General features: G+C 34.6%; 27 protein-coding genes. 13 read left to right on the forward strand and 14 right to left on the reverse strand.

Annotation, left to right across the window (positions count from 1 at the left end; all coding sequences use genetic code 11):
* Positions 1-400: 400 nt before the first annotated feature.
* Complete coding sequence (locus tag B0E34_RS11420; protein WP_087709574.1) at positions 401-622, forward strand: hypothetical protein; 222 nt, start codon at positions 401-403, stop codon at positions 620-622.
* Positions 623-1,396: 774 nt separating this feature from the next.
* Here the strand turns inward: B0E34_RS11420 and B0E34_RS11425 are convergent.
* Positions 1,397-1,732: a DUF3276 family protein gene (locus tag B0E34_RS11425; protein ID WP_002976288.1), complete on the reverse strand. Its 336-nt coding sequence runs from the start codon at positions 1,730-1,732 to the stop codon at positions 1,397-1,399.
* A 99-nt stretch (positions 1,733-1,831) separates the two neighbouring features.
* Positions 1,832-3,493 carry an ABC transporter ATP-binding protein gene (locus B0E34_RS11430; protein WP_087709576.1) on the reverse strand — a complete coding sequence of 554 codons (1,662 nt, stop codon included), beginning with the start codon at positions 3,491-3,493 and terminating at the stop codon, positions 1,832-1,834.
* A gap of 91 nt (positions 3,494-3,584) precedes the next feature.
* Between B0E34_RS11430 and B0E34_RS11435 the strand changes: the two genes are divergently transcribed.
* The 5 genes from B0E34_RS11435 (at position 3,585) to B0E34_RS11455 (ending at position 7,078) form a co-directional block, all read left to right on the forward strand.
* On the forward strand, positions 3,585-4,490 hold the full coding sequence (locus B0E34_RS11435) for a transcription antitermination protein NusB (RefSeq protein ID WP_087709578.1): 906 nt from the start codon (positions 3,585-3,587) through the stop codon (positions 4,488-4,490).
* A gap of 11 nt (positions 4,491-4,501) precedes the next feature.
* Complete coding sequence (locus B0E34_RS11440; protein ID WP_087709580.1) at positions 4,502-5,017, forward strand: DUF1573 domain-containing protein; 516 nt, start codon at positions 4,502-4,504, stop codon at positions 5,015-5,017.
* Positions 5,018-5,027: 10 nt separating this feature from the next.
* Positions 5,028-5,390, forward strand: a complete 363-nt coding sequence (yajC, locus tag B0E34_RS11445; RefSeq protein WP_087709686.1) for a preprotein translocase subunit YajC — start codon at positions 5,028-5,030, stop codon at positions 5,388-5,390.
* Between the two features lie 417 nt (positions 5,391-5,807).
* The gene (locus B0E34_RS11450) at positions 5,808-6,608 is read left to right on the forward strand and encodes an SDR family NAD(P)-dependent oxidoreductase (RefSeq protein WP_228423065.1); all 801 of its coding nucleotides are present in this window, start codon (positions 5,808-5,810) and stop codon (positions 6,606-6,608) included.
* 8 nt (positions 6,609-6,616) lie between these two features.
* Complete coding sequence (locus B0E34_RS11455) at positions 6,617-7,078, forward strand: hypothetical protein (protein ID WP_087709584.1); 462 nt, start codon at positions 6,617-6,619, stop codon at positions 7,076-7,078.
* 2 nt (positions 7,079-7,080) lie between these two features.
* On the opposite strand, the gene ligD is transcribed toward B0E34_RS11455, so the two are convergent.
* The 3 genes from ligD to ku form a co-directional block, all read right to left on the reverse strand.
* On the reverse strand, positions 7,081-8,961 hold the full coding sequence (gene ligD, locus B0E34_RS11460) for a DNA ligase D (protein WP_087709586.1): 1,881 nt from the start codon (positions 8,959-8,961) through the stop codon (positions 7,081-7,083).
* A 77-nt stretch (positions 8,962-9,038) separates the two neighbouring features.
* The gene (locus B0E34_RS11465) at positions 9,039-9,641 is read right to left on the reverse strand and encodes a DNA polymerase ligase N-terminal domain-containing protein (protein ID WP_087709588.1); all 603 of its coding nucleotides are present in this window, start codon (positions 9,639-9,641) and stop codon (positions 9,039-9,041) included.
* Complete coding sequence (ku, locus tag B0E34_RS11470; protein ID WP_076390658.1) at positions 9,641-10,426, reverse strand: non-homologous end joining protein Ku; 786 nt, start codon at positions 10,424-10,426, stop codon at positions 9,641-9,643. Before ku ends, B0E34_RS11465 begins: the two co-directional genes overlap by 1 nt.
* 197 nt (positions 10,427-10,623) lie before the next feature.
* Here ku and B0E34_RS21330 point away from each other — a divergent pair, with 197 nt between their 5' ends.
* The 3 genes from B0E34_RS21330 to B0E34_RS11480 all read left to right on the forward strand — a co-directional run bounded on the left by B0E34_RS21330 (position 10,624) and on the right by B0E34_RS11480 (position 12,794).
* Entirely contained in the window at positions 10,624-10,782 is a 159-nt protein-coding gene (locus B0E34_RS21330; RefSeq protein ID WP_165762976.1) for a hypothetical protein, read from the forward strand.
* 244 nt (positions 10,783-11,026) lie between these two features.
* Positions 11,027-12,298, forward strand: coding sequence for a helix-turn-helix transcriptional regulator (locus B0E34_RS11475; RefSeq protein ID WP_123956610.1), 1,272 nt, complete (start codon positions 11,027-11,029; stop codon positions 12,296-12,298).
* 169 nt (positions 12,299-12,467) lie between these two features.
* A complete protein-coding gene (locus B0E34_RS11480; protein ID WP_087709688.1) occupies positions 12,468-12,794 on the forward strand; it encodes a magnetosome magnetite crystal formation protein family in 327 nt (108 codons plus the stop codon).
* Between the two features lie 300 nt (positions 12,795-13,094).
* Here the strand turns inward: B0E34_RS11480 and B0E34_RS11485 are convergent, their stop codons facing one another.
* The 7 genes from B0E34_RS11485 to B0E34_RS11515 all read right to left on the reverse strand — a co-directional run bounded on the left by B0E34_RS11485 (position 13,095) and on the right by B0E34_RS11515 (position 19,703).
* A complete protein-coding gene (locus B0E34_RS11485) occupies positions 13,095-13,640 on the reverse strand; it encodes a hypothetical protein (protein WP_087709590.1) in 546 nt (181 codons plus the stop codon).
* A 48-nt stretch (positions 13,641-13,688) separates the two neighbouring features.
* Positions 13,689-14,219 carry a hypothetical protein gene (locus B0E34_RS11490; protein ID WP_087709591.1) on the reverse strand — a complete coding sequence of 177 codons (531 nt, stop codon included), beginning with the start codon at positions 14,217-14,219 and terminating at the stop codon, positions 13,689-13,691.
* A gap of 33 nt (positions 14,220-14,252) precedes the next feature.
* Positions 14,253-16,007, reverse strand: coding sequence for an aspartate--tRNA ligase (gene aspS, locus B0E34_RS11495; RefSeq protein WP_087709592.1), 1,755 nt, complete (start codon positions 16,005-16,007; stop codon positions 14,253-14,255).
* A gap of 138 nt (positions 16,008-16,145) precedes the next feature.
* Positions 16,146-16,577, reverse strand: a complete 432-nt coding sequence (locus tag B0E34_RS11500) for an ankyrin repeat domain-containing protein (protein ID WP_087709593.1) — start codon at positions 16,575-16,577, stop codon at positions 16,146-16,148.
* Positions 16,578-16,635: 58 nt separating this feature from the next.
* Positions 16,636-18,816: a S41 family peptidase gene (locus B0E34_RS11505; protein ID WP_087709594.1), complete on the reverse strand. Its 2,181-nt coding sequence runs from the start codon at positions 18,814-18,816 to the stop codon at positions 16,636-16,638.
* Positions 18,817-18,950: 134 nt separating this feature from the next.
* Positions 18,951-19,157, reverse strand: coding sequence for a helix-turn-helix domain-containing protein (locus B0E34_RS11510; RefSeq protein WP_039365153.1), 207 nt, complete (start codon positions 19,155-19,157; stop codon positions 18,951-18,953).
* 3 nt (positions 19,158-19,160) lie between these two features.
* Complete coding sequence (locus B0E34_RS11515; protein ID WP_087709595.1) at positions 19,161-19,703, reverse strand: DUF2975 domain-containing protein; 543 nt, start codon at positions 19,701-19,703, stop codon at positions 19,161-19,163.
* Between the two features lie 195 nt (positions 19,704-19,898).
* On the opposite strand from B0E34_RS11515, the gene B0E34_RS11520 reads away from it, so the two are divergent.
* Positions 19,899-21,293: an MATE family efflux transporter gene (locus B0E34_RS11520; RefSeq protein WP_087709596.1), complete on the forward strand. Its 1,395-nt coding sequence runs from the start codon at positions 19,899-19,901 to the stop codon at positions 21,291-21,293.
* A 174-nt stretch (positions 21,294-21,467) separates the two neighbouring features.
* A complete protein-coding gene (locus B0E34_RS11525) occupies positions 21,468-21,587 on the forward strand; it encodes a 30S ribosomal protein THX (RefSeq protein ID WP_076390669.1) in 120 nt (39 codons plus the stop codon).
* Between the two features lie 57 nt (positions 21,588-21,644).
* On the opposite strand, the gene B0E34_RS11530 is transcribed toward B0E34_RS11525, so the two are convergent.
* Positions 21,645-22,298 carry a DUF937 domain-containing protein gene (locus B0E34_RS11530; protein ID WP_076390670.1) on the reverse strand — a complete coding sequence of 218 codons (654 nt, stop codon included), beginning with the start codon at positions 22,296-22,298 and terminating at the stop codon, positions 21,645-21,647.
* A 123-nt stretch (positions 22,299-22,421) separates the two neighbouring features.
* A complete protein-coding gene (locus B0E34_RS11535; RefSeq protein ID WP_087709597.1) occupies positions 22,422-22,931 on the reverse strand; it encodes a DUF2480 family protein in 510 nt (169 codons plus the stop codon).
* 78 nt (positions 22,932-23,009) lie between these two features.
* On the opposite strand from B0E34_RS11535, the gene lpxB reads away from it, so the two are divergent.
* Positions 23,010-24,113 carry a lipid-A-disaccharide synthase gene (gene lpxB / locus B0E34_RS11540; protein WP_087709598.1) on the forward strand — a complete coding sequence of 368 codons (1,104 nt, stop codon included), beginning with the start codon at positions 23,010-23,012 and terminating at the stop codon, positions 24,111-24,113.
* 142 nt (positions 24,114-24,255) lie between these two features.
* Positions 24,256-26,031: a ComEC/Rec2 family competence protein gene (locus tag B0E34_RS11545; RefSeq protein WP_228423066.1), complete on the forward strand. Its 1,776-nt coding sequence runs from the start codon at positions 24,256-24,258 to the stop codon at positions 26,029-26,031.
* Positions 26,032-26,155 lie beyond the last annotated feature (124 nt).

Here is a 26,155-nt window from a genome sequence, read left to right on the forward strand (position 1 = left end):
ATAGAACCGCGACATCCGATAAATACAAGATGAGCGAAATAGTTAGCGATTTCGATAATACGCCAGAATAGTTAATTAAGAAAGCCCAAGATAAATTGGGAGAAGATAATGTTAAAATATTTTAAGGAACCTAAATAATAAGAATAATATATGGCAACTTATAAAGAAGTAGTTTTATGTTTCAAAAATCTTTCTAAGTTATCTTTTCAAGTAATACTAGATAAACTAGGTGCTGAAATAACGAGAGGGTTTTTTTGATGGAAATGATACTGATTTTAATGAAGACAGTCTTGATTTATTTTTTAATAACCAGGAGGAAATGTATAATTTTTTTGTTTCATTTAAAAATCAAGAAAATTGTAATTTTAGTAGCCGTTATATTTTATGTACAATAAAAAAAATGATTACTTTTTTCCAAGTTCGTTTTTTTTTAAATTCTTTAAATTCCGAAGAAATTGCTTTTTTAAAGGATGAGTTTTTTAAAAGAATTCAAAAAATCAATCAGGTGGAACTTTTTTATATAAATAATGATATGGATTATTCTGACGAAGAATTTTGCGAAAAATTTTACAATATATTGTCTCCTAATATTGAAAGTGTTCTTATCAAAATGAGATATTAGAATAAATTAGAGTACCCGATAGCGCGGATTTGTAATCCGTGCCTGTCATAGAACCGCGACATCCGATGAAAAAAGTGTTATGTAAGTCCCTAGAACTCTAACTACAGGTTTTAATTTAGATACCAGATATGATGTAGATTTTCAAGAACCTATACTATTGATTTAACAAAACAGTTTAATAATACTCCATCATCGATTGGTAACTGGCTTCAGAATCTCTTTAATTAAATTATGAAACGAAAATAGGCTTAATTATCTGTTTAATAATTGTACTGATTTTTTTTCTTTTAACAAATCGTACAGATCATCAGAGTAATGCAAAGAGACTTGCAGAAGAACAATGTATTTTAGTAGTAGAAACACCACCTTCATCATATACCTCTGAAATGTTTAAAACTAAAGGCTACAACCCGATAACTAAGAAACCCTGCGAGTGTAATCACTATAATAGATGGTGGAGTTCATATAAAAATGAAATAGAAGTTGGTGATACTATTGTGAAGAAGAAAGGCGAGTTGGTTTTTAGCATCCATAAAAAAGATAGTATTATTAGCCATAAATATAACCTCTAATAATCAAAAAAACCGATAGCACAAATTGATAATTCGTGCCTGTAATATAAGAATCCGTCTCACAATTATTTGTGTGGCGGATTTAGATTTTGGGATAATTTATTTTCCTCAGGAAAAAGAAAAATATGCTCTGCGCAGATAATATACAGGCACAAAAAAAGCACCCTTTTTCAGATGCTTGTGTTTTTAGAATTATTCTTTTTTAAACTTCGTCGTCAGAATCGATGGTGTAAGATCTGCTTTTGAAGTCTTTGTCGTGTTTTTCTGATATTACATCCTCACCCTTCTCGTTAATGATGAAATCTGTGGACTCATTAAACATCTCCTGAAAACTCTTAAAATCTTCCTTGTAAAGGTAAATTTTATGCTTCTCGAATGTAGCTTCTCCATTCTCTCCGAAATTCTTCTTACTTTCTGTAATCGTAAGATAATAATCTCCTGCTTTCGTCTCGCGCACATCAAAGAAATAAGTTCTTCTCCCTGCTTTTAACACCTTCGTGAAAATTTCATTTTCATGGCGTTCCTTGTATTCACTCATTGTTAGATATTTTTTAATCTTGTTAAGAACAAATATAAAAGTTTTCTTTTAATCACAAAATTTTTTTTATGATTTATTTAACATTTGTGAACGATTCTGCTATGCGGTTACGGAATTGTTAATTTCGTTTAAGTTAAGGATCTTATCTGCACGCTGTGCGCTAGACTCTCTGTGTGTGATGATTATAGAGGTCGCATTACGGATTTTTCGGTCTATATTTTCAAGAATGTTCTGTTCTGTTTCAGTATCCAAAGCAGAGAGGGAATCATCAAAAATAATGATGTTCGGATCTTTAATCAGAGCTCTGGCAATACAGATTCGCTGTTTCTGACCTCCGGAAAGCATGACGCCACGCTCTCCAACCATAGTTTTGTACTGTTCCTTGAACTCAACGATATTTTTATCAACATCAGCAATTTTGGCATATTCCACCACTTTTTCATGAGAAGGTCTGTCGATGGCAAAACCGATGTTGTTTTCAATGGAATCTGAGAACAGATAACTTTCCTGAGGAATATATCCGATGAAATTTCTGTAGTTTTCTAAATTATGTTCTTTTAAATTTTTACCGTCAATTAAAATTTCACCTTCAGTAGGATCAATCAAACGGCAGAGAAGCAATGCAATCGTAGATTTTCCGCTTCCGGTTTTTCCCATGATCGCTAAAGATTCTCCGGCTTTCAGAGTAAAACTTAGATTATCCAGAGCTCTGATTCCCGTATTCGGATAGACATAAGAAACATTTCGGAACTCAATGTCGCCTTTAATTTCATATTTGTCGAAGTTTTTATTAACGATTTCAGATTTTTTATCCATGAATTCGTTAATTCTCTGCATGGAAGCTTCTGCTCTCTGATTCACAGATGTAACCCAACCAACCATTGAGAAAGGAAAAATAAGCGTATTGATATACATGAAAAAGTCAGCAATTTTACCAATGCTTAATTCTCCGGCAATGTATTTCTGTCCGCCGATCCAGATAATGGCAACATTCAGCAAACCGATAACAAATAAAATGATCGTAAAGAAATAAGCTTCCGTTTTTGCCAGATCCAAGGCTTTGTTCTGATAGTCGGTTACCTTCGTACCATAATTTTTTTTGATATAATTTTCCCTTGCAAAAAATTTCACCACGCGGATTCCTGAAAAACTGTCCTGTACAAAAGTAGAAATCGCCGACTGGCTTTTCTGCATGATCTTCGATTTCTGATTGATTATTGAGCTTACCTTGTAAATCGCAAAGGATAAAATCGGAAGGGGAAGCAAAGTCCAGAGCGTCATCGAGACATCCGTGGTAAGCATATAAATTGCGGTAATCACCACAAGAACGATCAGATTGGCAACATACATCACGCCCGGACCGAGATACATCCTTACTGCAACCACATCTTCACTCAAACGGTTCATTAAATCTCCGATCGTGGTTTGTTTATAATCCGTTAAAGATAAATCCTGATAATGTCTGTAGATTTTATTTTTAAGCTCATATTCTATTCTTCTTGAAGCCACAATAATCGTCTGCCGCATCATGAAGGTAAAAAATCCGGTGAGTAAAGAACAGCCGACAATAATAGCAACATAGATTAAAACCTGTCTGTTGAAACCTAAATTTCCGTTTTTTGTAAGCTCGTCCACAGATTTTCCTACAAACTGAACCTTATATATATTGAAAAAATTACTTGCAATGATGAATAATACTCCCCAGAACAACAATATTTTGTGCTTCCAGAAATAGGGATTTAATGTTTTTAGCGCTTTCATAAAGTTTCACAAAATTACAAAAATCACCTCAGACTACGAATTTCATAAATTTTAAATTTTGTATCTTTGCACCCATAAAAAAGCTCTTTGAATGTTAGGAAGACGACAAATCCGTGAAAAAGTAGTACAGACTGTGTATTCTTATTACCAGAATCCTGTAAAGTTTGATGTATTAGAGAAAAATATGTTTGCCGGAATAGAGAAAATCTATTATCTCTACATCTATCAGTTAAATTTCTTGGTTGCCCTGAAAGAACTGGCAGAAAATCAGATTGAGATCGGTAAAAACAAATACATCAAAACCGATGCTGACATTAATCCTAACCAAAAATTCATCAACAATCAAGTTTTAATTAAATTGGAAGAAAACCCTGAGAGATTATTTTTCACAGGACAGCACAAGCAATTAAAATGGGATCTGCATGATGATCTTTTGGTAAAAACTTTCCAGAGAATGTCTGCCGGAAAGCGTTATCAGGATTTTATGAAAGAAGAAGGATATTCTTTTGAAGAAGATCAGAAGTTTATCGGGAAATTATTCTTAAGATACATTGCCGAAAATGATGATTTTCATGATTATCTTGGTGATAAAGAACTTTCATGGTATGATGATATCCACATCGCGAATTCAATGGTGCAGAAGACCATCGGTTTCCTGAAAGAAGATGAAGAAAGCCGTACTTTAATTAAAATGATTAAAGATGAAGACGATAAAACTTTCGCAATGAAACTTCTTAGAAATACTTTGGACAGTTGGGAAAACAACGAAAAGAAACTGGAAGAAAGACTTGAAAACTGGGATCTTGAAAGAGTTTCTCTCATGGATAAAGTCATTTTATCGACGGCAATGGCGGAGCTGGACAATTTTCCTTTTACCCCTTCAAGAGTTATCATTAATGAATATATCGAGATCGCAAAAGTTTTCGCAACAGACCGTTCAAACATTTTCATTAACGGAATTTTAGATAAATATTGTAAAGATTTAAACAGAATATAAATTATCTTCATATGAAAAAGACATTATCCATCATTGCTTTGTCTGTCATAGGCTTTGGATTCGTTTCCTGCAAAAAAGAGAATAAAGAGGTTACAGGAACAGAAACTGCTGCAACAGATTCTACTGCAGCTTCAATGCCTTCAACAACAGGAGACTCTGCTGCTGTAGCTCCGGTTTCGGGAGAAACAACTGCTGCTCCGGCTGCCAATCAGCCACTCACTACAGTTGCCCTTTCTGAAAGCAATTTCGATTTCGGAAAAATTAAAAAAGGTGATAAAGTAGAGCACGTTTACGAAATTACCAATACCGGAACAAATCCTTTGATCATCTCTGAAGTAAAGCCCGGATGCGGATGTACAGCTCCTGATTTTACAAAAGAACCGATTATGCCGGGTAAAAAAGGAAAAATTACACTGCACTTCGATTCCACAAACTTCGACGGAAATGTTAACAAATTTGCTGATGTTTTCGCAAACGTAGAAAAAGCTCCGATCAGAATCAATTTCACAGCTAATATTCAACCATAAGATCATGAACATGTTATCCATATTTTTACAGGCACAGCCACAAGGCGGCGGAGGAATGATGATGATCATGATGGGAGTGATGGTGATAGGTTTCTACTTCCTGATGATCAGACCTCAGATGAGAAAGCAGAAGCAGGAGAAAAACTTTCAGGAAACTCTGAAAGTGGGAACAAGAGTGGTTCTTACTTCCGGACTTCACGGAAGAATTGCTCAGGTTCAGGACGATGGTTTCGTTATTGAAACATTATCAGGAAAGCTGAAATTCGAAAAAGCTGCGGTTTCAAGAGAATTCACGGAAGCGCGTTTCGGAGATAAATCCAAGACTTCTGATAAAGCGGAAGACAAAAAAGAAATCGAAACTGAGAAAAAGTAATTTTTCAGTTTTTAAAATATTTCGTTTCGGCGGGGTGAGCTTTGCTCACCCCGCCGAAACTTTTTTATATGAATATTTTTCAATTTTAATATCCGGAAAGGTTATCATTCGTATGAATCTAAGCTGCAATTATTTTTAACGTAGGATGGTCATTCTGACCGCAGCGAAACGGAGAGAAGAATCCACCTTAATAATCTTAACTCCTAAACTCAATCTTAACGGTTTAAAAAAGATTTCTCCTTCGTCGAAATGACAGAAGAGCATTTAGCAATTGTGTTTATTCGTGAAAAACATTCGTGCAATTCGTGTTTAAAAAAAATCTGAAAATCAAAAGCAAAGTTCCTGCCTTAATAATCTTAACTTCTCAACTACATCTTAACGGTTAAAAATAGATTTCTCTTCTGTCGAAATGACAAAATGGCAGTAAATCTCTGTGCCATTAGTGAAAATCTTTGTATTATTTATGGTTTAAGTTATCTTTGCTCCATGAATCAAAACACAAACAAAACCGTTCTCATTTTAGGCGCGAATTCCGATGTTGCAAAACAGGCAGCGAAACAATACATCGAAAAAGGATTTTCCGTAATTGCCGCTTCCCGAAATACAAATTCCTTAGAACAATTTGTTTCAGAACATAATCTGAATTCCAAAGTGAAGATTTTACCTTTCGATGCTGTTGATTTTGATTCTCATCAGAAATTTTATGATGAGCTTCCTGTAAAACCTCATATTGTGGTGTACGCCGCAGGTTTTTTAGTGGATAATGAAACCGCTTTAACCGATTTTAAAGGAGCTCAGCAAATGATGCTGGTCAATTATATGGGAGCTGTTTCTATTCTGAATATTATTGCAACGGATAAGAACAATAAAAATCTGGAAAGAATTATCGGGTTATCTTCGCTTTCGGGAGTTCGCGGGAGAAAAAGCAATTTTGTTTACGGTAGTACAAAAGCTGCTTTTACCACGTATTTGGCTGGTTTAAGGCAGGAACTGGCTTCAAGAAATATAAAAGTCAATGCTTTGGTGATTGGCTACATTCGTACAAAAATCAATGAAGGCTTACAGTTGAATGAATCTTTAATGATGGAACCTGATTATGTAGCAAAACATATCGTAAACGCAGAAAATTCTTTCACTATTGTTCCGAATTTCAAATGGAAAATCATTTATCTGATTTTGAAAATGCTGCCTGAAAGTCTGGTGGCGAAACTTCCTTAACTCATACTATGAATGATCAGTTTTTAGAAATTAAAACTTATATTGACAATATAAGCTCTTATGACAGTTCGGAAAATTTTGAATATGATCATTTTCCGTACCTTAAAAATATTTTAGATCATTTTACAGCAAAACAGCAGGATGATTTTATAGAAGAAGTTTTTAAATGGGAAGATCATCAATTATATTTTTTTGCAGATTTTTTAGATTTTACACAATTTATATTAAAAGGAAAATATGATTCATCCTACGTTTTCTGCGAGTGTTTTTCAAAAATTAATAATGTTGAATATCTGAGATATATTTATATTAATTTGGAAGTATATTTATTGCAGAGAAAATTTTTTAATGATGATTTAATTTTATCTGTTGATGATATTATTAACAATTTATACCTACTCATCAATCATTTAAGAGATGAAAACAGCATCGATTTTTGCTTAAAAATGATTGAAAATTTAAAGCATTAATTTCATTCAGCATCTCCCAACAATTCCAGCGCCTTCATCATATCAATTCCCTTTCCCAGAACAGGTTTAAACAAATCTCCCTTTTCTTTAATTCTTTCCAACGCATTATGAATATTAAAATCTGTAGGTTTTAACCCTTTTTTTAGCTCTTTCCATTCCAGAGGCATCGAAACGGAAGCTCCTTCTTTTGGACGCAAACTGTAAGCACTTGCTAAAGTCTGCCCGGTTCTGTTTTGAAGATAATCGAGGTAGATTTTCTTGTTGTCACGCTTTTGTAAGCTTCTTTCCAGTGTCGTGAGTTTTGGCAATTTTTCATTGACTTGTTTCATTAAAAGGTGCGCAAAATCTTTCACCTGATCAAATTCGTATTTTCCGCCCATCGGAATATAGATGTGAATTCCCGTGCTTCCGGAAGTTTTGCAGTAACCGTCGATTTTTACAGATTCTAAAACTTCATTCACCTGCAAAGCTGTTTCAATAACCTCATCAAACGTATTCTTTTTCGAAGGATCGAGGTCTAAAACCAAAAAGTCAGGATGATCAAGATCGGGAAGTGAAGAATTCCACGGATTCATATCAATACAGCCCAAATTGTTTAAATAAGCCAAAGTAGCTTTGTCGTTACAATAAATATAATCGATGTCTTTATCATTCGATTCCGAGTAAACCTTCGTTGTTTTAACCCAGTCCGGAATACTGTCACCTGCGTCTTTCTGATAAAAATTCTGCTCTTCAATTCCGTTCGGAAAGCGGTTTAGCGAAAGCGGACGGTTTTTAAGATGAGGTAAAATATAGTCTGCAACCGACTGATAATATTCGATGACATCGCTTTTTGTAATTTCATCTTTCGGAAAATATATTTTGTGCTGATTGGTTAGTTTTACTTTGTGTCGGTTCAGGGTAATTTCTTGCTCGTTTTCAGAAGATTTTATCTTTTTTAAAGTTGTCATTTTAGTCATTTTGGGTTGGGAAATAGTTTCTGTTTCTTCGGAAGTATTTTCAACGTCTTCAGGGTTTTTGTCTTCTCTGAGCGCGATAAAAACAGGATGTCTGAAAATTCCGTCTTTGGTAATTTCGGAATATTTTATTTCGCACACCAGTTCAGGTTTTGTCCATGTTACCGGCATATTGGTTTTGGGTTTGATCTCGAAAGGTGATTTTGAGACCGTAATTTTTTCTAATTTCTGAAGAATTTCCTGAATCAGTTCACGGTTAAATCCTGTTCCTGTATGTCCGCTGTAGGTAAGCTTTCCGTCAATATATTTTCCTAAAATCAAAGCTCCGAAACCTTCTCTTGAACCGCGAGGTTCTGTAAAACCGCAAATAATGGCTTCTTCAGTATTGGTGAACTTAATTTTCAGCCAGTCGGAACTCCGGTGATTTTCTACATAAATGCTGTTGGCTTTTTTAGCAATCATCCCCTCAAGTTTCATCTTTTTCATCTGACTGAAAAATGCGGTTCCTTTTTCCAGAACGTGATCACAGTATTTGATGACGTCGGTTTCGATGAGAGCCTCTTTTAACAGTTCTTTCCGCTGAATCAACGGAAGTTCTTCGGTAGAGTGACCATTCAGCCATAAAATATCAAAAACCTGATAGGTTAGAGCCAGATCCGGATTGTCCCCGATCTGCTGAAGCCATTGGAAATTAGGTTTTCCGTTTTCATCGTAAGCAACAATTTCACCGTCAAGAATCATATGATGAATCTGATTTTCAAAATCCCGCGATATTTTTTCAAATTTTGAAAAGAAAGAGATCCCATTTCGGGAGTAGAATTGTGGTTTATCTGTGCTTAAATCGGCAATGGCACGATAACCGTCCCATTTGATTTCAAATAGCCAGTCTTCATTATCAAAAGCCTCATCGTGAGGTTTTGCCAGCATGGGTTTGATAAAGTTTTCAAGCTTTTTTTCGTCAACTAAAGAATTGTACCGTTTGAATTTGGGCTTTATTTCTGAGGTTATGACTTTTTTTTGCTGCTTTTGAGGCTTTTTTTTTCCTCTAAAAATTTTGTGACCTGAGAATTTTTTGCGGTGTTTTCTTCTGCATCATAATCACTTTCGGCGAAGTCATCTTTATGTTTGATTAAGAGCCATGAATTTTCTTCCGTATTTTTCATTTTAACCAAAGCAAATTCACCTTTCAGCTTTTTTCCGTGAAGGATAAATTTTAATGATCCTGCTTTCAATTCGTTCAATAACTCTTTTTCGTCAGAAAGTTTGGAATTGTTATCAAGAGGTTCATACGTTCCGCTGTCCCAGATTTCCACCTGTCCGGCTCCGTAATTTCCTTCCGGAATATTTCCTTCAAAATCTTTATAATCGTAAGGATGATCTTCCACCATCATGGCAAGACGTTTGTCTTTGGGATCCATTGAAGGACCTTTCGGAACTGCCCAGCTTTTCAGAACGCCATCCATTTCAAGACGGAAATCATAATGCAGTCGTGATGCAGCGTGTCGCTGAATCACAAAAATAAGCTGATCTTTGCTCTTTTTTGTTTTTCCTTTCGGTTCGCTGGTTTCGTCGAATTTCCGCTTTTCGTTGTAATCTTTTAGAGCCATTATGATGCGTTTTTGGATTTGGTATTCTGTAAACTGGCTTTTAGCTGCGCCATCAGATCAATTACTTTTCCTTCTTTTGCAGGTTCGGCTTTTTTCGTTTTGGTGTTCTTACCTTTCGCTTTCTGTTTGATGATCTTCATTAAAGCTTCAGAATAGGTGTCTTTGTACATTTCAGGATCAAATTCCTGTGAAAGCTGTTCGATGAGGTTTACTGCCATTTTTAATTCAGCAGGTTTCGGAGCTTTCGCCGCCGGAATTTTAAGATCTCCGTAATCTCTGATTTCCTGTGCGAATCTCAATCGATTTAAAACCAAGACTTCATTGTTATAAGGGCGAATCATTCCTATGGCTTCACTTTCGCGCAGAACAAATGTTCCTACTCCAACCATTTCTGTTTTTGCCAGAGCTTTCAGCAAAAGGCGATAAGCATTTTCCCCATTTTTCTGAGGTTCGAGATAGTACGGATTTTCAAAATAAACAGAATCTACTTCACTTTCTTTTACAAACTGATCGATGGAAAGGATTTTGGATTTTTCAGGACTTGCAGCTTCATAATCTTCTTCATCCAGAATAATGTATTTGTCGTCCATAAGATATCCTTTTACAATATTTTCCCATTTCACTTCCTTGCCTGTATTTTCGTTCACTCTTTTAAATCTGATATTCGAAAAATCAGACTTATCAAGCATATCCAAATCCAGTTTGGTGGTTTCGGTGGCAGAGTAGATTTTGACAGGGATATTGACTAATCCAAAGCCAATGGCGCCGTTCCAGATTGCTTTCATTGTACTTTATTTTCGGTAAAAAGTACAATGATTGTGCCGTGTAACTGTCGTGTGATATTTTAAATAATTACAATTGAGTTATTTATGTTTTTTTAGGAACAGGTTATGTAAGAAATACTCCGTAAGAATCCGGAAGTATAATATTACCTTTACCGTAACATTTATTTAATTACAGCAAGATATATCGGTAAAATTCTATGAAATTTAAAATTATCACAGTATTTTTTTTATTCTTATTTCAGACGTTGCTTTTAGCACAGAACGAAAAAGCTATTGATATTTTTAACAACAGAGACGAAGATTTAAACAAAGCAGTAAAAGAGTTATCTGTATTAAAAAAAATCTGCGAAATCTAATGAGAACCAACTGCTTCTGAATTCTTTACTGGCATTAACCTATATTACCAGAAAAGATTACGAATCTGCGAAAAAGTATATTACCGAAGCTGAAAAATTTTCTAATACAAATGGGAGTTCTTCAGGAGAAGCCTATTACAATTTTGCAACAGGTAAGCTGTACATGATCCTGGAGATTAATGACAAGTCAATAAATTATTTTTTAAAGAGTTTCAGACTTTTTAAGCTGAATGAAAATTTTGCAATGGCAAGTGATGCAGGAGTCTCTGTTTTCTATATTTCCAATTATAAGGATGTGAAAATTTTGAATGAATCTCTTGAACTGGCGGATCGAAGCAAAGATGTGGGAGCAATTATTAATGCCAGATGCGGATTTGCCAATTATATGAAGAATGATTTTAATATTAACCGGGCTTCAAAATACAACTCGGATCAGCTTTTAAAATATCTAAAGGAAACGGCAGATCTGATACAGAATGAAAATGAAACCACTCAGAAATTTGCTTTAGCATCATTATATTTTAATTACGGATATAATTTGCTTTTTTATAATAAAAATCCGGAAGGCGATGTTTATCTCAATAAAGCGTTAAAGCTTGCTAAAAAGTATAACTATCTGTCCATATACAGGAATTATTACGGCGCAAAAGGAGATATTCTTCTGGAAGAGAATAGAATAGATGAGGCTAAAGCTTTTTTTTATAGGGGATTGAAGGAAGCACAGGAAATGCCTTATCCGGATGTTGTTACGGAGCTTTTATTTTATGATGATCTGAAGAAAATCGCAGCGACGCAAAAAGATTGGGAAGAATTCTACAGGATCGACCAGCTTTTTCAGGCTGCAAGTAAGAAAGCAAACGATGAAAATATACACAAAGCGATACAAAACAGCATTATAAAATATGAAATGAAAGAGAAGGAAGAAAAAATAGAAACTCTGACTTCTAAAAATTTCAACCAGAGAATCTACATCCTGATCATGATTGTTGTGATTATATTAATGCTGATCATCTGGTTTCAGTATCAGAAGAATAATAAGCTGAAAATGCATCTTATTTCGGAGAAAAATAAGCAATTAGAGATTGAGAGAAATCAGGTTCGTAAAGAATTGATCGGCAGTGTGCTTCATCTTGAAAAGAAAAATGAAATTTTGAATAATCTTAAAGAAAAACTGATGGAAAAAAAGTCTGCCGCGCCTTCTGTCATAGATCATCAGATTTTTAAAGCGATAGACGAAGGGATTTTGGTAGATGATGATTTTGAAAAGTTCAGATCTAATTTCAATACCATTTATCCTGAATTTTTCAATAAATTATTGGATAAAGCCAACCAGAATCTTACTCAACTGGATTTAAAATATTGTGCTTTTATTTTGATGAAACTTTCCACTAAAGAAATTGCATCCCAGATGAATGTTGAGCCCAAAAGTATAAGAATGGCGCGTTACAGAATAAAGCAGAAACTTAATCTGGGGAAAGACGAAGATCTGGATCAGTTTATACAGCAGCTTTCTTAGTTGTAATTGGTTTAAAATAAGCGTGTTAATTTTATTGTAGACGCTTTGTAGACGTTTTTAATTTCCTCATAGACACTTTATAGACACTCAAAATTGCTGTTGCTGATTTGCCGATAATATCTTTGCCGTGTTGAAAATAATTTTATTCAGAAATTTAAAAACTCAAAACATGAACAACAAAGTTTTAGCAATTATTTCGTATATCACGCTTATCGGATGGCTTATCGCATTTTTTTTAAGAGACAAATCGCAAAAAGACAAGCTGGTTAATTTTCATCTCAGCCAGAGTTTGGGATTGGCAATTGTTTCCACGTTATTTAATATTGCGCTGACGATAGTCGCTGCTATTGTTCCGTCATTGCACTTTTTAGGATACATTGGCTATTTATTCTTTATTTTAATGATTTTGGGAATAATAAATGCAGCAAATGAAAAAGAAACTCCATTACCGCTTATCGGTAATATGTTTGTAAATAAATTTTCTTTTATCAATTAAAAATTCATTTCTTCACAAAGACTGACAAATCTTTTTATTCTCTATAAAAAGATTTTCAGTTTTTGCAAAAGCTTTCTTATCGCTGATAAAAATACACCCATTACATCAACATAATAATCATCCCTCATAAATGAACTGAGGAAAAACAAATAGAGGTCAGAAGAAATTCAGACCTTTTTATTTTTATTGATCAGCAGTAATGTTGAAGGATTTAAATTGTTCCTTTTTATATTGATTTTTGTTGTCTGTAAGTTGTATAAGGGTTGTGCTGTAAGATGAATTTACGGGAGATGTGGTATTTTAAATTTTTTTAAACTTTGCTTTCATCTCGAGATATAATAGTGTTTTATCAAGATTTTCTTTATCAACATTGGCTTTATCCAAAATAAAATTCATAAACGAGTTAGCTGTAATGTAAAGATATCGATCGTCTAAAATACAATAGGTAATCTCACTCCAGATAAATTTATATTCAGATTTATAATTTTTAAAACTAAAGTGATATGGGCTAAATTCCAAGAAGATATCTTTGGAGTTTCCTTCAAGATTTGAGATTTCACGATCTAATTTTTCATAAAAAGCCTTTTTATACTTTTTATATTGGGTCATATAATTGAAATATGTTGAAATTACAGCGACTGAAAAGCCTAAAAAGAATCCTGCAAAAGTGTAGTTTTCGAAAATTATGGTAATAACTCCGAGTATGGTAAATAATATTCCCCAAAAAAGATTTTTATTATTTTTTTTAAGATTATTTTTCCATTGCCTATTAAATTCATATTCATTAATCTGTCTTAAAATTTTTTCGGAGGAAGGTGTGTTGTAAGTGAAAATTTCTTCGTTCATGTTTCTGATATAGTTTTTATTTTTTCTGTAAATATAGATTTTTATGAATTATTCAGTATTTATGCTGTCGCTTTTTAAATAATCAAACTTATCCGTGTTGATGTCTCCAATGGTAGATTCTACGCTGTATTGTTTAGAAACAATAATAAATCTGTTCTTTTCATAGCAATGCTTTATAATTTCAACAGAAATCGATTCGTTGTTATCCAGATTAATAATTCCGCTAAAGCTTTCGCACCTGTAACGTCCTTCATCATTTTCGAAATGATCAAAAATACCTCTCATATCCTCTTTACTGAAAAATATGTTTTCAATTTCTGCTGAAACAATAGTGTGTTTTCTCAACGTACTTTTAAAATCATATTCTACAATTTCTTTAGCTACATAGAAGCAGGTTGAGCTAAATACAAGCAATAATCCTGAAATGTAAGAGAGCTTCATTATTTCTTCATAAACTTTTTCTTTTACGTTCGGAGGGTAATAAAGTATTTTCTTTATAAATATGAGTATGAAAAAAACTGCACAGGCTATTGCAGAAATATATCCTAAAGTGGCTATTAGAGAAATTAGTGTTTTCATAAAAAAAGCGGAGAAAAAATCCCCGCTTCTAATTTATGCTTTTAAATTTAATTTCAGTTCCAGTTCATCGAGCTGTTCCTCAGCAATCGAAGAAGGCGCATCGATCATCACATCACGTCCTGAGTTATTTTTAGGGAAAGCGATATAATCTCTGATCACTTCGTTTCCGTCCAGAATTGCTACCAGACGGTCAAAACCGAAAGCTAATCCACCGTGAGGCGGCGCTCCGTATTTGAAAGCGTTCATTAAGAAGCCAAACTGCGCTTCCGCTTCTTCTTTGGAGAATCCTAAAAGATCGAACATTTTAGACTGCAAATCTCTGTCAAAAATTCTGATGGAACCTCCGCCGATTTCATTTCCGTTCAACACCATATCGTAAGCGTTTGCTCTGGCTTTTCCCGGATCTGTTTCCAGCAAATGAATATCTTCCGGTTTTGGAGACGTGAAAGGGTGGTGCATCGCGTGATAACGTCCGCTTTCTTCATCAAATTCCAAAAGAGGGAAATCAACTACCCAAAGTGGCGCGAATTCGTTTCCTTTTCTTAATCCTAAACGGTTTCCAAGTTCCATTCTTAAAGCTGAAAGCTGCGTTCTTACTTTATTTTCGTTTCCGGAAAGAATCAACATTAAATCGCCTTCTTTAGCTCCGAATTTCTCAATAATTTTTGCTAAATCTTCCTCGCTGTAAAATTTATTTACCGAAGACGTTTTTACCCCGTCATTCTGGAATTTCACCCAAACCATTCCCGAAGCTCCGATTTGTGGTCTTTTTACCCAATCCACAAGTTCGTCGATCTGTTTTCTTGTATAATCTGCACAACCTTCAACATTGATTCCGACAACCAATTCTGCGTCGTCAAATATTTTGAAATCTTTTCCTTTTACTAATTCATTCAGTTCCACGAATTCCATTCCGAAACGGATGTCCGGTTTGTCGTTTCCGTATTTCTGCATCGCATCGGCGAAAGTCATTCTTGGGAAATCTCCGAATTCCTGACCGGTAATATCTTTCAATAAAGTTTTCGTCATTCCTTCGAAAACATTCATCACATCTTCCTGCTCTACGAAAGCCATTTCGCAGTCGATCTGCGTAAATTCAGGCTGTCTGTCGGCTCTTAAATCCTCATCACGGAAACATTTTACGATCTGGAAATACTTATCCATTCCGCCAACCATCAATAATTGTTTGAAAGTCTGCGGAGACTGTGGCAAAGCATAAAATTGTCCCGGATTCATTCTGCTCGGAACCACGAAATCTCTCGCTCCTTCCGGAGTGGATTTAATTAAAACCGGAGTTTCAACTTCGATAAATCCGTTGTCTGAAAGATAGTTTCTCACTTTCTGCGCCATTTTATGACGGAAAATCAATTTATCTTTTACAGGATTTCTTCTGATATCAAGGTAACGGTATTTCATTCTCAATTCTTCACCACCGTCCGTTTCGTCTTCAATGGTGAAAGGCGGAAGCTGAGATTCATTAAGAACCGTTAGTTTTTCTACTAAAATTTCAATTTCTCCTGTCGGAATATTGGGGTTTTTGCTTACTCTTTCGATAACTTTTCCGGTAACCTGAATCACAAATTCACGTCCCAGTTTTTTAGCATTTTCCATCAGTTCTGCTGTAGAACGGTCCTGATCGAAAACAAGCTGCGTAATTCCGTAACGATCCCGAAGATCTATCCAAATCATAAATCCTTTATCACGGATAGTCTGTACCCATCCTGAAAGTGTAACTTCTTCATTAAGATTTTTAAGAGATAATTCTCCGTTTGTGTGCGATCGAAACATAATTATTTGTTTAAAGTTCAATGTATAAGGCTCAGATCCGAACCTTGAATTTTCCGTTGGCAAAGATAAGATTTTTGCAGGTTTTAAAAACAAAAAAACTTCCCGAAGGAAGTTTTAAATTATTTATCTCTAAAAAAATTAAAGAACCATTGCCATTGCAGACTGTTTATTTTTAACAGCGTAGTCTTTTGCTGTTTTGCCTTTGCTGTCTTTTGCCTCTTTTTTAGCCCCGAATTTCATCAGCATTTTTGCTGCATCCATATTTCCGGAAGCTGCTGCGTTCATCAATGGAGTAACATCGCTGCATGATTTATTTACGTCAGTTTTACTCACCAGATAATTGAACACATTTTTTTTGTTTTCTTTTACACTCAAAGAAAGTAAATCTGTTTTTGTACCATTTACTGTATAACATTTTGAAAAATCTTCCTGACCGAAAGCTTTCTGAAAACTTTCCAGATTATCGGTACGGAACGTATTCAATTGTTCTGCTGATAACTCCTGTGCAAATAATCCGTTGGCAAAAACAGAAAGTCCGAATAGCAAAGTTGCTGTAATTATTTTTTTCATAAAACTTGATTTATCTAAAGAATATACAAAGCTAAATAAAATTTTTCGATCAATGTTGCTAATTATTAATCCATTTTGTTGCTTTTTCCAAAACTTCGTCCTTATTGTTTTTAATTCCGTCTATTGTAGGTTTTACTTCAACATCGGGAACAATTCCTATTCTCTGGGTTTCTTTTCCGTCGGGATAATAGATGCCGATTCCGCTGATCATGGTCGAAATATTTCCCGGGAGTTTTATATCAGAAACATTTCCATCAGCTCCCGCCGTTGTAGAACCGAAAACTTTTGCATTCGGTGCGGTTCTGAAAGCCATGGTGTGATATTCCGCACTGCTTTGCGTGGTTTCATTAATTAAAATGGCAATTTTACCCTGATAAGATTTTTTTCCCGTTCCCTGAGTTTTTAAGCTTGGTGTAAAAGTGAAAAGTCCCGGCTGACTGTTGCTTGTATTCGTGAATTTTACGAAATCCGAGGATTCAGGTTTTAGCAGTTTTCCCATTTTAAAAACCACAAAATCTGAAGGATAGCTTCTGAAATCGATAACCAAACCTTTCGTGTTTTTAATTTTTTCAAAAACTTCAGGAAGAAGATCGGCATTTACACTTCCCATATAAACATAAGCAATGTTGCCATCGAGCATTTTAAAAAACTCTTTTGGCTCTTTTTTTATTTTAATATCTGAATAAGCATAGGTTTTTATAGTTTTTTCTTCCGTTTTTCCGTCTCTTAAAATGGTAAGATTGATGGTTTCTGCATTGCTTCGCAACAATTTTCTCGAAATGTCCCGAAGTTGAGTAGGGTAATTGGAAGCAGGAAGATATTTCAGCATATTTTTAATGATGTTGTCCATATTTTCACCATTAATTTCCGTGATAACATCTCCTTTTTTCAATCCGGTCTGTGTTCCTAAATTTTCGTCATAAAAGCCTTCAACCACAGGTTTGTTTTCTGCAAAAGTTAATTTTACCGGAGAATACTTTTCGCCAAAATATTTTTCAAGCGATTTGCTGTTTCCCCAAATGTTGGCATGAGTGTCGTGAATTCTTCCGATCAGTTCTAAAGAAGCGAGATTGTATTCCGTTTCGTCTTTTGCGTTGATGAATTTTGGGATAAATTCTTTGAGCACGCCTTTCCAGTCTTCTTCGATGAGGTTTTTGTAAGGAAAATAATACTGAATCATGTTCCAGTATCTGTAAAGAGAAAGCAGTCTGAAACCTTCATCAGGATACTTCATCTCTCTGTAAGGATTTTCATGCCTGAAATCAGGATTTTCTACATTCGGAAAGAAATCGACGTAATAATTGACTTTTGGCCTTTTAGCATCTTTCAGTTGTAAAAGCAGCTCTGTAAGTTCTTTCGAGAAGCCGGAACTGGTGATCCAGTCGAGATCCGGCTTGATCTTCACATTTTTAGGCTCAGAATTTTTTGCTGTCTGAAATTTCCCTAAACCTTTGATCCAGTCTGTTAAAATCTGATCTCTCTGTTCAGCAGAAGCATTTTCAGTTTTTTTATAAATTCTGAAAAGTTCGTAATCCCAGTTGTAGTTTCCTTCGGCAACATTTGGATGATAATATTTCAGATAACCCCAGATTAATCCCAGTTTTTTAAGGTTTTCAATATTATTCTGACCGAGGTTGATATTGGAAATTGTAGAACCTTTATCAAATTCTTTATCAAGCTCAACCTTAGTTAATTTTTTCTCGAAAATTTTAGCATTTTCAATGTCCTTTCCGTCAATGGAAACTTTTAAGTCGTCTACCCAGATTTTTCCTTTTCCTGAAAGCAATGCTCCGATAACGATCTGTTGTGTGTTTTCCGGAGACATATTGAGGGTAACCTCATATTTTTTCCAGTCGTTTGTACCTTTCAGACCAACGTTTTGCATATTGTTAAAAGCAACTTCAGGATCAATTCTCATCCATAATCCTGCAAATCCATCCGTTACATTTTCTGTTTTGAGATATCCGGAAAGCGTAATTTTTCTTCCTGCATAATTATTGGGAAGTGTATACATGATTGCTCTGAAGCCTTCTGTTCCTTCAGATTCTATCACGGCAGATGCCTTTCCCTGCTGTTTTTCATTAAAATCTGAAAATACTTTTGCAGAATTATTTCCCATTAATTTCCATAAGGCAGGAGAATTGTTTTCCGAGGTTTCAAAATCGAGATTTTCAATTTTTTGCTGGGCAAAAGAAGTCATTCCCCATAGAAGAAATGGGACGATGAAATATTTTTTCATAGTGATTAAATTTTTTTTGTCAAATCTAAAAAGACAGATCTGATATTATTGTTTGTGAATATTGGTTTTAAGGAAGTTTGTGAGGTTTGGGAATATTTTTAACGAATTTTTTAGTTTTAAAATCTTAAAGAATATTAATCTTTTACATATTCAAGGATGTCTCCGGGTTGGCAATCGAGTGCTTTGCAGATCGCTTCCAGTGTTGAAAGCTTTACCGCTTTGGCTTTTCCGGTCTTAAGAATGGAAAGATTAGCCTGAGTAATGCCAATTTTTTCGGCAAGTTCCTGAGACTGCATTTTTCTTTTCGCCAACATGACGTCTACGTTGATGATTATTGGCATAAATTAAATTGTTAAATCATTTTCAGTTTTAAGATAAACAGCTTGCTTATAAACCTGAGAAACGATGTATATAATTGCGGATACCAAAAATAGCTGAAAATTTTGATTGTCAATGCTAAAATTAAAAGTAACTTTATTTAGCAAAGCTTCTGTAATTGTATCACTTATAACAGAAAAACATCCTAAAGCTAAGGTGTAATTAGCAATTTTTGAAATAATCTTGTAAATTTCTAATGAAAACGGACTCTTCATCTGAATTTTATTCGCCAGTTTTAAAACATTTGAAAAAAGTATAGTTTGTAATATTCCTAATATGATTGTCATAAAAAGGATCACTATGGAAACTTCTTTTTTTAAAGACTGAATATCCTGGATGTGTAATCTTTTACTATCTATTTTTATTTTGCTTAAAACACCAACATCAATACCGACTATTTTTGTAATCAGTAAAATAGCAAGAAGAAATATGGTTATATAGGAGATGATTAAATAAAGCCATAAAAGAGTAGTGAGAATGCTCAAAATCGTGGATGAATAATTTTTCATAGTATTTTATTATTGCAAATATATAATTATTTATTGTTTTACGATAAAAAATTATTGAAATTTTTATTTTTTATTTTTCTGAGTTGATAAATGCGCTTCGACTGATCTGTTCAGAATCTTTTTCAGAAAACTTTTCATAAGCCAAGTTATAATCATTTTCGAATCTATATTTTTGCGGAATATAAAACCGAATCCATGTCAGAATATTTCAATTTTCTTAAAAAAGCGCTAAGCGGTGAAGACGTCGACTATACCAAAGCAACGATAAGAACTGCGGTTCTTCTTCTCGCTATTCCTATGATGCTGGAAATGGCAATGGAATCTGTATTTGCATTGGTGGATCTCTATTTCGTAGGACATCTTAAAGAAAGCGGATTTGCAATACAGACAGTGGGATTAACAGAATCTGTACTCTCAGTGATGTATTCCATCGCAATCGGGATGAGTATGGCGGCAACAGCAGTGGTAGCAAGAAGAGTGGGGGAGAAAAATCCCGAACAGGCTTCCAGAAGCGCAGCGCAGGTTGTATTGGTTTCCTTTGTCATCACTTTTCTATTGAGTCTGTTGGGAGTAATTTACGCTGAGGAAATTTTAATTCTGATGGGTTCAAAGCCCGAAGCAGCAGCGTACGGAAAAGAATTCACGAGAATTATGATGGGAAGCAGTGTCATCATTATGCTTTTATTCTTAATCAACGGAATTTTTCGGGGAGCGGGAAATGCTGCTATTGCAATGAAATCTCTCTGGATCGCTAATATTGCCAATATAATTTTATGTCCGCTTTTAATCAAAGGTTTTGGTCCGGTTCCGGCAATGGGATTAACGGGAGCGGCTTTGGCTACTACCATCGGAAGAAGTATTGGAGTGATCTATCAATTGTATCATCTTTTGATTGCAGATACGCAGATCAAAATTCAGTCAAAATATTTTAAACCCGACTTTGAAATCATTAAATCCGTGATAAAAATTGCAACTCCCGGAATTTTTCAGTTTGTAATTGCTTCCTGCAGTTGGATTTTTCTGGCTCAACTGGTCGCAACAACCGGCGGTGAAAATGCTTCTGCAGGATATCAGACGGCTCTGCGTTTAATGATGTTCTTTTTGCTTCCGGCTTGGGGATTAAGCAACGCCGCATCAACGTTAGTCGGACAAAATATGGGAGCCAACGAAATGTTGAGAGCAGAACAGTCCGTTATGAAAACTGTAAAGTATAATGTGATTTTTATGGTAACCGTAAGTATTATTTTCTTTTTTATGGGAGATTTTTTAGTCGGATTTTTCACCAACGAACCTGAAATTAAAACTATTGCTACCAATGCTTTGCATATTATGGCGGTAGGATTTATTTTCTACGGAATAGGAATGGTGATGATTAATGCTTTTAACGGAGCTGGAGATACCTGGACTCCGACTTGGGTGAATTTGTGCGGATTCTGGCTGTTCCAGATTCCTTTAGCGTATTTTTTGTCCAAGTATTTCGGAATGGGACCGAAAGGTGTCTTTATATCTATTCCCGTAACCGAAACTTTAATCACCATCGTTGCTTTTATACTGTTTAAAAAAGGAAAATGGAAAATGGTAAAGGTATAAAAAGTATGGATGCTAGTTTTTTTTAACAAAGGTCGATTTACGCTTCAGTAATAAACTTCCAGCCTCTGTCTTTCAACCTCCCGCTACAGAATTATAAAAATTTTAACAGCTCCAATCTTTGATTTTTACAGGGTATTTTTTAATTTCGTAGTCAATCAACTAAAATTTATTTCTATGGGAAAAGGAGACAAAAAATCTAGAAGAGGTAAGATCAACAATGGAAGCTATGGAAAAAGAAGACCAAGAAAAGCTTCGAAAACAGTTGCTGCTTCAGAAGAAAAAACTAAAAATTAAAATAAAAAGACCGGAGATTATTTTTTCTCCGGTCTTTTTTATGATAACAAAATTAAATTATTTTCCGAAAAATCCGCCAAGGATATCTCCCAATCCGCCTCCGCCTTGCTGCTTCTGCTGATTGCCTCCTCCAAGAACGCTCCCCAGAATGTCATTCAAAGGATTTCCGGACTGAGAATTTCCGCCGCCCAAAACGCTTCCTAAAATATCATTCAACGGATTAGACTGCTGTTGCTGAGCCTGATTGGATGCATTCCCAAGAATTCCTCCCAAAAGATCGCCTAAACCTCCTGCTCCTACATTGTTCTGTTGCTTTTCTTTTCCGATGTAGCCCATAATTACCGGAGCCAGCATCGCTAAAATAGGTCCCACTTTATCAATGGAAATTCCTGTATTTTGTGAAAGCTGATTTTCTACATTCGATTTATCTCCACCAAAAATATGGCTTAATATAGAACCTCCTTCAGCCTGTCTCGCATCTGCCTGAGAAACGTCGTCCAGAATACTTCCGTCGTGATCTTTATCCAAAGCGTTATTTAAAGCTTCAGCTTCATTCGCGTCCTGAGATTTGTTTCTAAGGTAAGAAATGATAAGCGGTGCCGCAACTGCCAGTAAAGCAATTACCTGCGTTTTGCTGATCCCGAATTTGTTTTCAGCCTGTTCAGCAACCTGGTTGCCGGTGTTCCCTGTAAGTAGGTCGATTAAACTCATAGTTTGTGTTTATTTTATTGTTAAGTCAACCAAAGTTATCAAAAAATATTCCCCAAAGATTTTTTTTAATCAAAATTTGAGATTTATTTTTGAAATTACCTATAAGTTATTGATTATCAATAATTAATTTTTTAAGATCGGAACATTGGAACATGCTTCACCAAACATCAGCGATTTCACGATCGGCTGAAGCTGTTCAACCAGTTCGATGTACGCGTTTTCAGGAATCTCTTTGTCTGAGCAGCCTTTTACCAAGACTCTTTTTCCGCGCATTTCATCAAAATCATGGCTTTGAATGGCGTTGTGCATTAAAATAACTTCCAGATCCTCACGGTTTCCGAAAACTATTTTTTTAGTTACTCCGGTAAGTCTTGCCGTAATCAGGAAATATGCCCAAAGCGGAACAATCGCATCCGCAGAATTGTAAACGTACACATAAGCATCACGATATTCTTCAACATCAATGGCTGCCACTTTTTCGCGGAAATCTTTTTCCTTTAAGACCATTTCCATGAAAAGAAAATCTTTAAGATCAATTCCCTTTCTGGCTCCCTTCGGAACAAGATCCGTAAGATCAAAATTGATTAAACCGCTTTCCGCAAGTTTATTCCGTATTTCAAATTCTTCTGACATTTTTTATCATTATCTTTGAACAAATTTACAAATTAAGATCGTACAACGTCTTATTTGTTCTCTATTCTGATTATAGAAATGAAATATTACATTATCGCAGGAGAGGCTTCCGGAGATTTGCACGGAAGCAATTTAATGAAAGCTTTGAAGCAGAAAGATTCCACTGCCGAATTCAGATTTTGGGGTGGCGATTTAATGGCGCAACAGGGCGGAACTTTGGTGAAACATTACCGCGATCTTGCTTTCATGGGATTTCTGGAAGTAGCCATGAATCTGCGGACCATTCTGAATAATATTAAATTCTGCAAAGAAGATATTAAAAACAACAGACCGGATGTTTTAATTCTGGTAGATTATCCCGGATTCAATTTAAGGATTGCAAAATTTGCCAAAGAATTAGGCATTAAAGTCGTTTACTATATTTCTCCGCAGCTTTGGGCATGGAAAGAGGGTAGAGTAGAGATCATTAAAAAATATGTGGATGAAATGATGGTGATCCTTCCGTTTGAGGAAGATTTCTACACAAAACATGGGGTACATTCGCATTTTGTAGGTCATCCGTTGTTGGATGCGATTTCAACGCTGCAAAATATTGACGTTGAAGAATTTAAAAAGGAAAATAACTTAAACGAGAAAGAAATTATTGCGCTTTTGCCGGGTTCCAGAAAACAGGAAGTGGAAAAAATGCTGGAAATGATGCTTTCTGTAAGACCTTACTTTAAAGAATATCAGTTCGTTATTGCAGGAGCGCCGAGTTTGCCGAAAGAATTTTATCAGAATTATGTAGACGAAAATGTACATTTTGTTTCCAATAAAACGTATGATTTGCTGAGGTGTTCGAAAGCAGCTTTGGTAACATCGGGAACAGCTACCTTAGAAACTGCTTTACTGAATGTTCCTGAAGTAGTTTGCTACCGGGGAAGCAAAATTTCTTATGCGATTGCGAAAAGGCTCGTTAAAAACATAAAATATATTTCGTTGGTAAATTTGATTATGGATCGTGAAGTTGTTAAAGAGCTGATCCAGAACGATCTTAATACCAAAAATCTTGTTGAAGAATTAAAGAAAGTTCTTGAAGGCGAAAAAAGATCTCAGCTTTTAAGAGATTACGAATTGTTGAGAGAAAAACTAGGCGGAAAAGGAGCCAGTGAAAATGCGGCGGATGTCATTTTAAAGGTTTAAAAAATCAAATAAACTATAAAAAATCGTAGAAAATTTTTCTGCGATTTTTCTTTTATATCATGAATTTAAGTCAAAATTTAAGATTTTAAAATTTTGATTTGCCGATTGATATTCAATTAAATATTTTTGAGATGCACAAATTTTGAAATTGAATAAACAGCCGATTTTAATTCTTGCCATCTCATTTATTTTGGGGATTTTTGTTCAGGATTTTTTTTCTCTGGATGAAAATTTTGTTTACATCATTATCATCATTTGTGCTTTCATTTTAGCCATTACTTTTCTTAAAAATTACTATCTCCATAAAGCGAAACCTTATTTACTCGGCTTTATGTTTTTCGGGGTCGGAATTATCCTGCATTTTTTCAGTTCTTTTGCCTCCGAAAATATTTCGGTTTCTAAAAATGAAACGATTATTTTTAAAATAGCTAAAAAACTGAATTCCAGTGAGAAAAATCGGAAGTATGAAGGTGTGATACAAGCCAGAAACCAAACTTTCAATGCTGTTGTTTACATCCCGAAAAGCGAAAAGGAACTTGATTTTAAACATTATTATCAAGCTCAGGCTTACATTTCAAAGCCGAAGCCGCCACAATATGATTTTCAGTTTGATTATTCGAAATATCTCTTAAGGAAAAATATTGAATACCAGTGTTATATCAATAATGAAATTAAGGAAGCAGAAAGGAAAGATCTAAGCTTTACAGAGAAGTTTTCCCAGAAAAGACTGGAAGTTTTACAAAGAATAGACGAGGCCGGAATGTCTTCAAAGTCGAAAGAATTTTTAAAAGGAATTATTCTTGCTGACCGAACGGAAATGGATGCGCAGACGGTTCAGGATTTTAACCGTTCCGGACTGGTACATTTTCTTGCGATTTCGGGAACACATATTGTCGTCATCTTCGGATTGTTCTATTTTTTACTGATTAAAATTTTACCTTTAAGTTTTAGAAAATATGTGGTTATTTCAAGCTTGATTTTTATCTGGTTGTTTATAATTTTTATCGGATTTGGAAGTTCTGTCGTACGTTCAGGTTTAATGCTGAGTATTTATTTTATTTACAATTTGCTGCAAAGGAAAACCGATCTGCTGCATTCACTTTCCCTTTCTGCTTTTATCATTTTAATATTTGATACTCAACAGCTTTTTGATATCGGTTTTCAGTTGAGCTTTTGTGCGGTTCTCGGAATTTACTGGCTGAATCAACCGGTTTTAAATTATTTTCCGATACAGGATAACCGGTTTAAAAAACTGATCTTTAATACAATTTCGATTTCTGTTTCTGCCCAATTGGCAACGCTACCTTTGGTTCTGTACTATTTTCATCAGTTTTCGTTTATTTCAATTGCTGCGAACTTTTTTATTGTTCCGTTTTCTGAAGCAATTATTATTTTTTCATTTTTAATGACCACTTTAATTGCTTTTCATCTTGATTTTCATTTGATGAATGTTGCGTATGATTTTATTATTAAGATTTTACTTACAATCATTCATTGGTTTGCAGATTTCAGTCATTTATTCATCGAAAATATTCCCATGAATCTAATCGAGGTTTTTGCATTATTTCTGATCATTTATTTTCTGAGATTTTTTATTCTGAAACCGAAATTGAAAAATGTTACAATAGTAATGATGACAGTTTTTATTTTTTACGCTTTAAGAACAGGTTGTAATTTCTATGAAAATCAGCGTGACGAAATTCTGTTTCATGATTTTTCTAAAACCCAAGTTTTGTCTGTAAAAAAAGGAAACAATGCCTGTTTCTGGATTGAGGAAAATTCAGATCATAGAAAAATGATTCAGTTTATAATTAATCCATATTGTTCTTCAAGAAGGATAAGTAATTATCAGATCAAAACCTTCCCGAAAGATGTAACAAGAGTAGTTTATAATGGCAAAATTTATAGTTTTAATTAATCATTATGTTTTCTGTTTTTCCTTTATTTATAATATTTTAACTCTTATTTAGAAAGATTACAAACTGGGTTTTTCTGAGATTTCTCACTTTTTGATGTTGTTAACATTTCTTAATTTTGTGGAA

The organism is Chryseobacterium mucoviscidosis, assembly GCF_002177115.1.
Lineage (GTDB): Bacteria > Bacteroidota > Bacteroidia > Flavobacteriales > Weeksellaceae > Chryseobacterium > Chryseobacterium mucoviscidosis.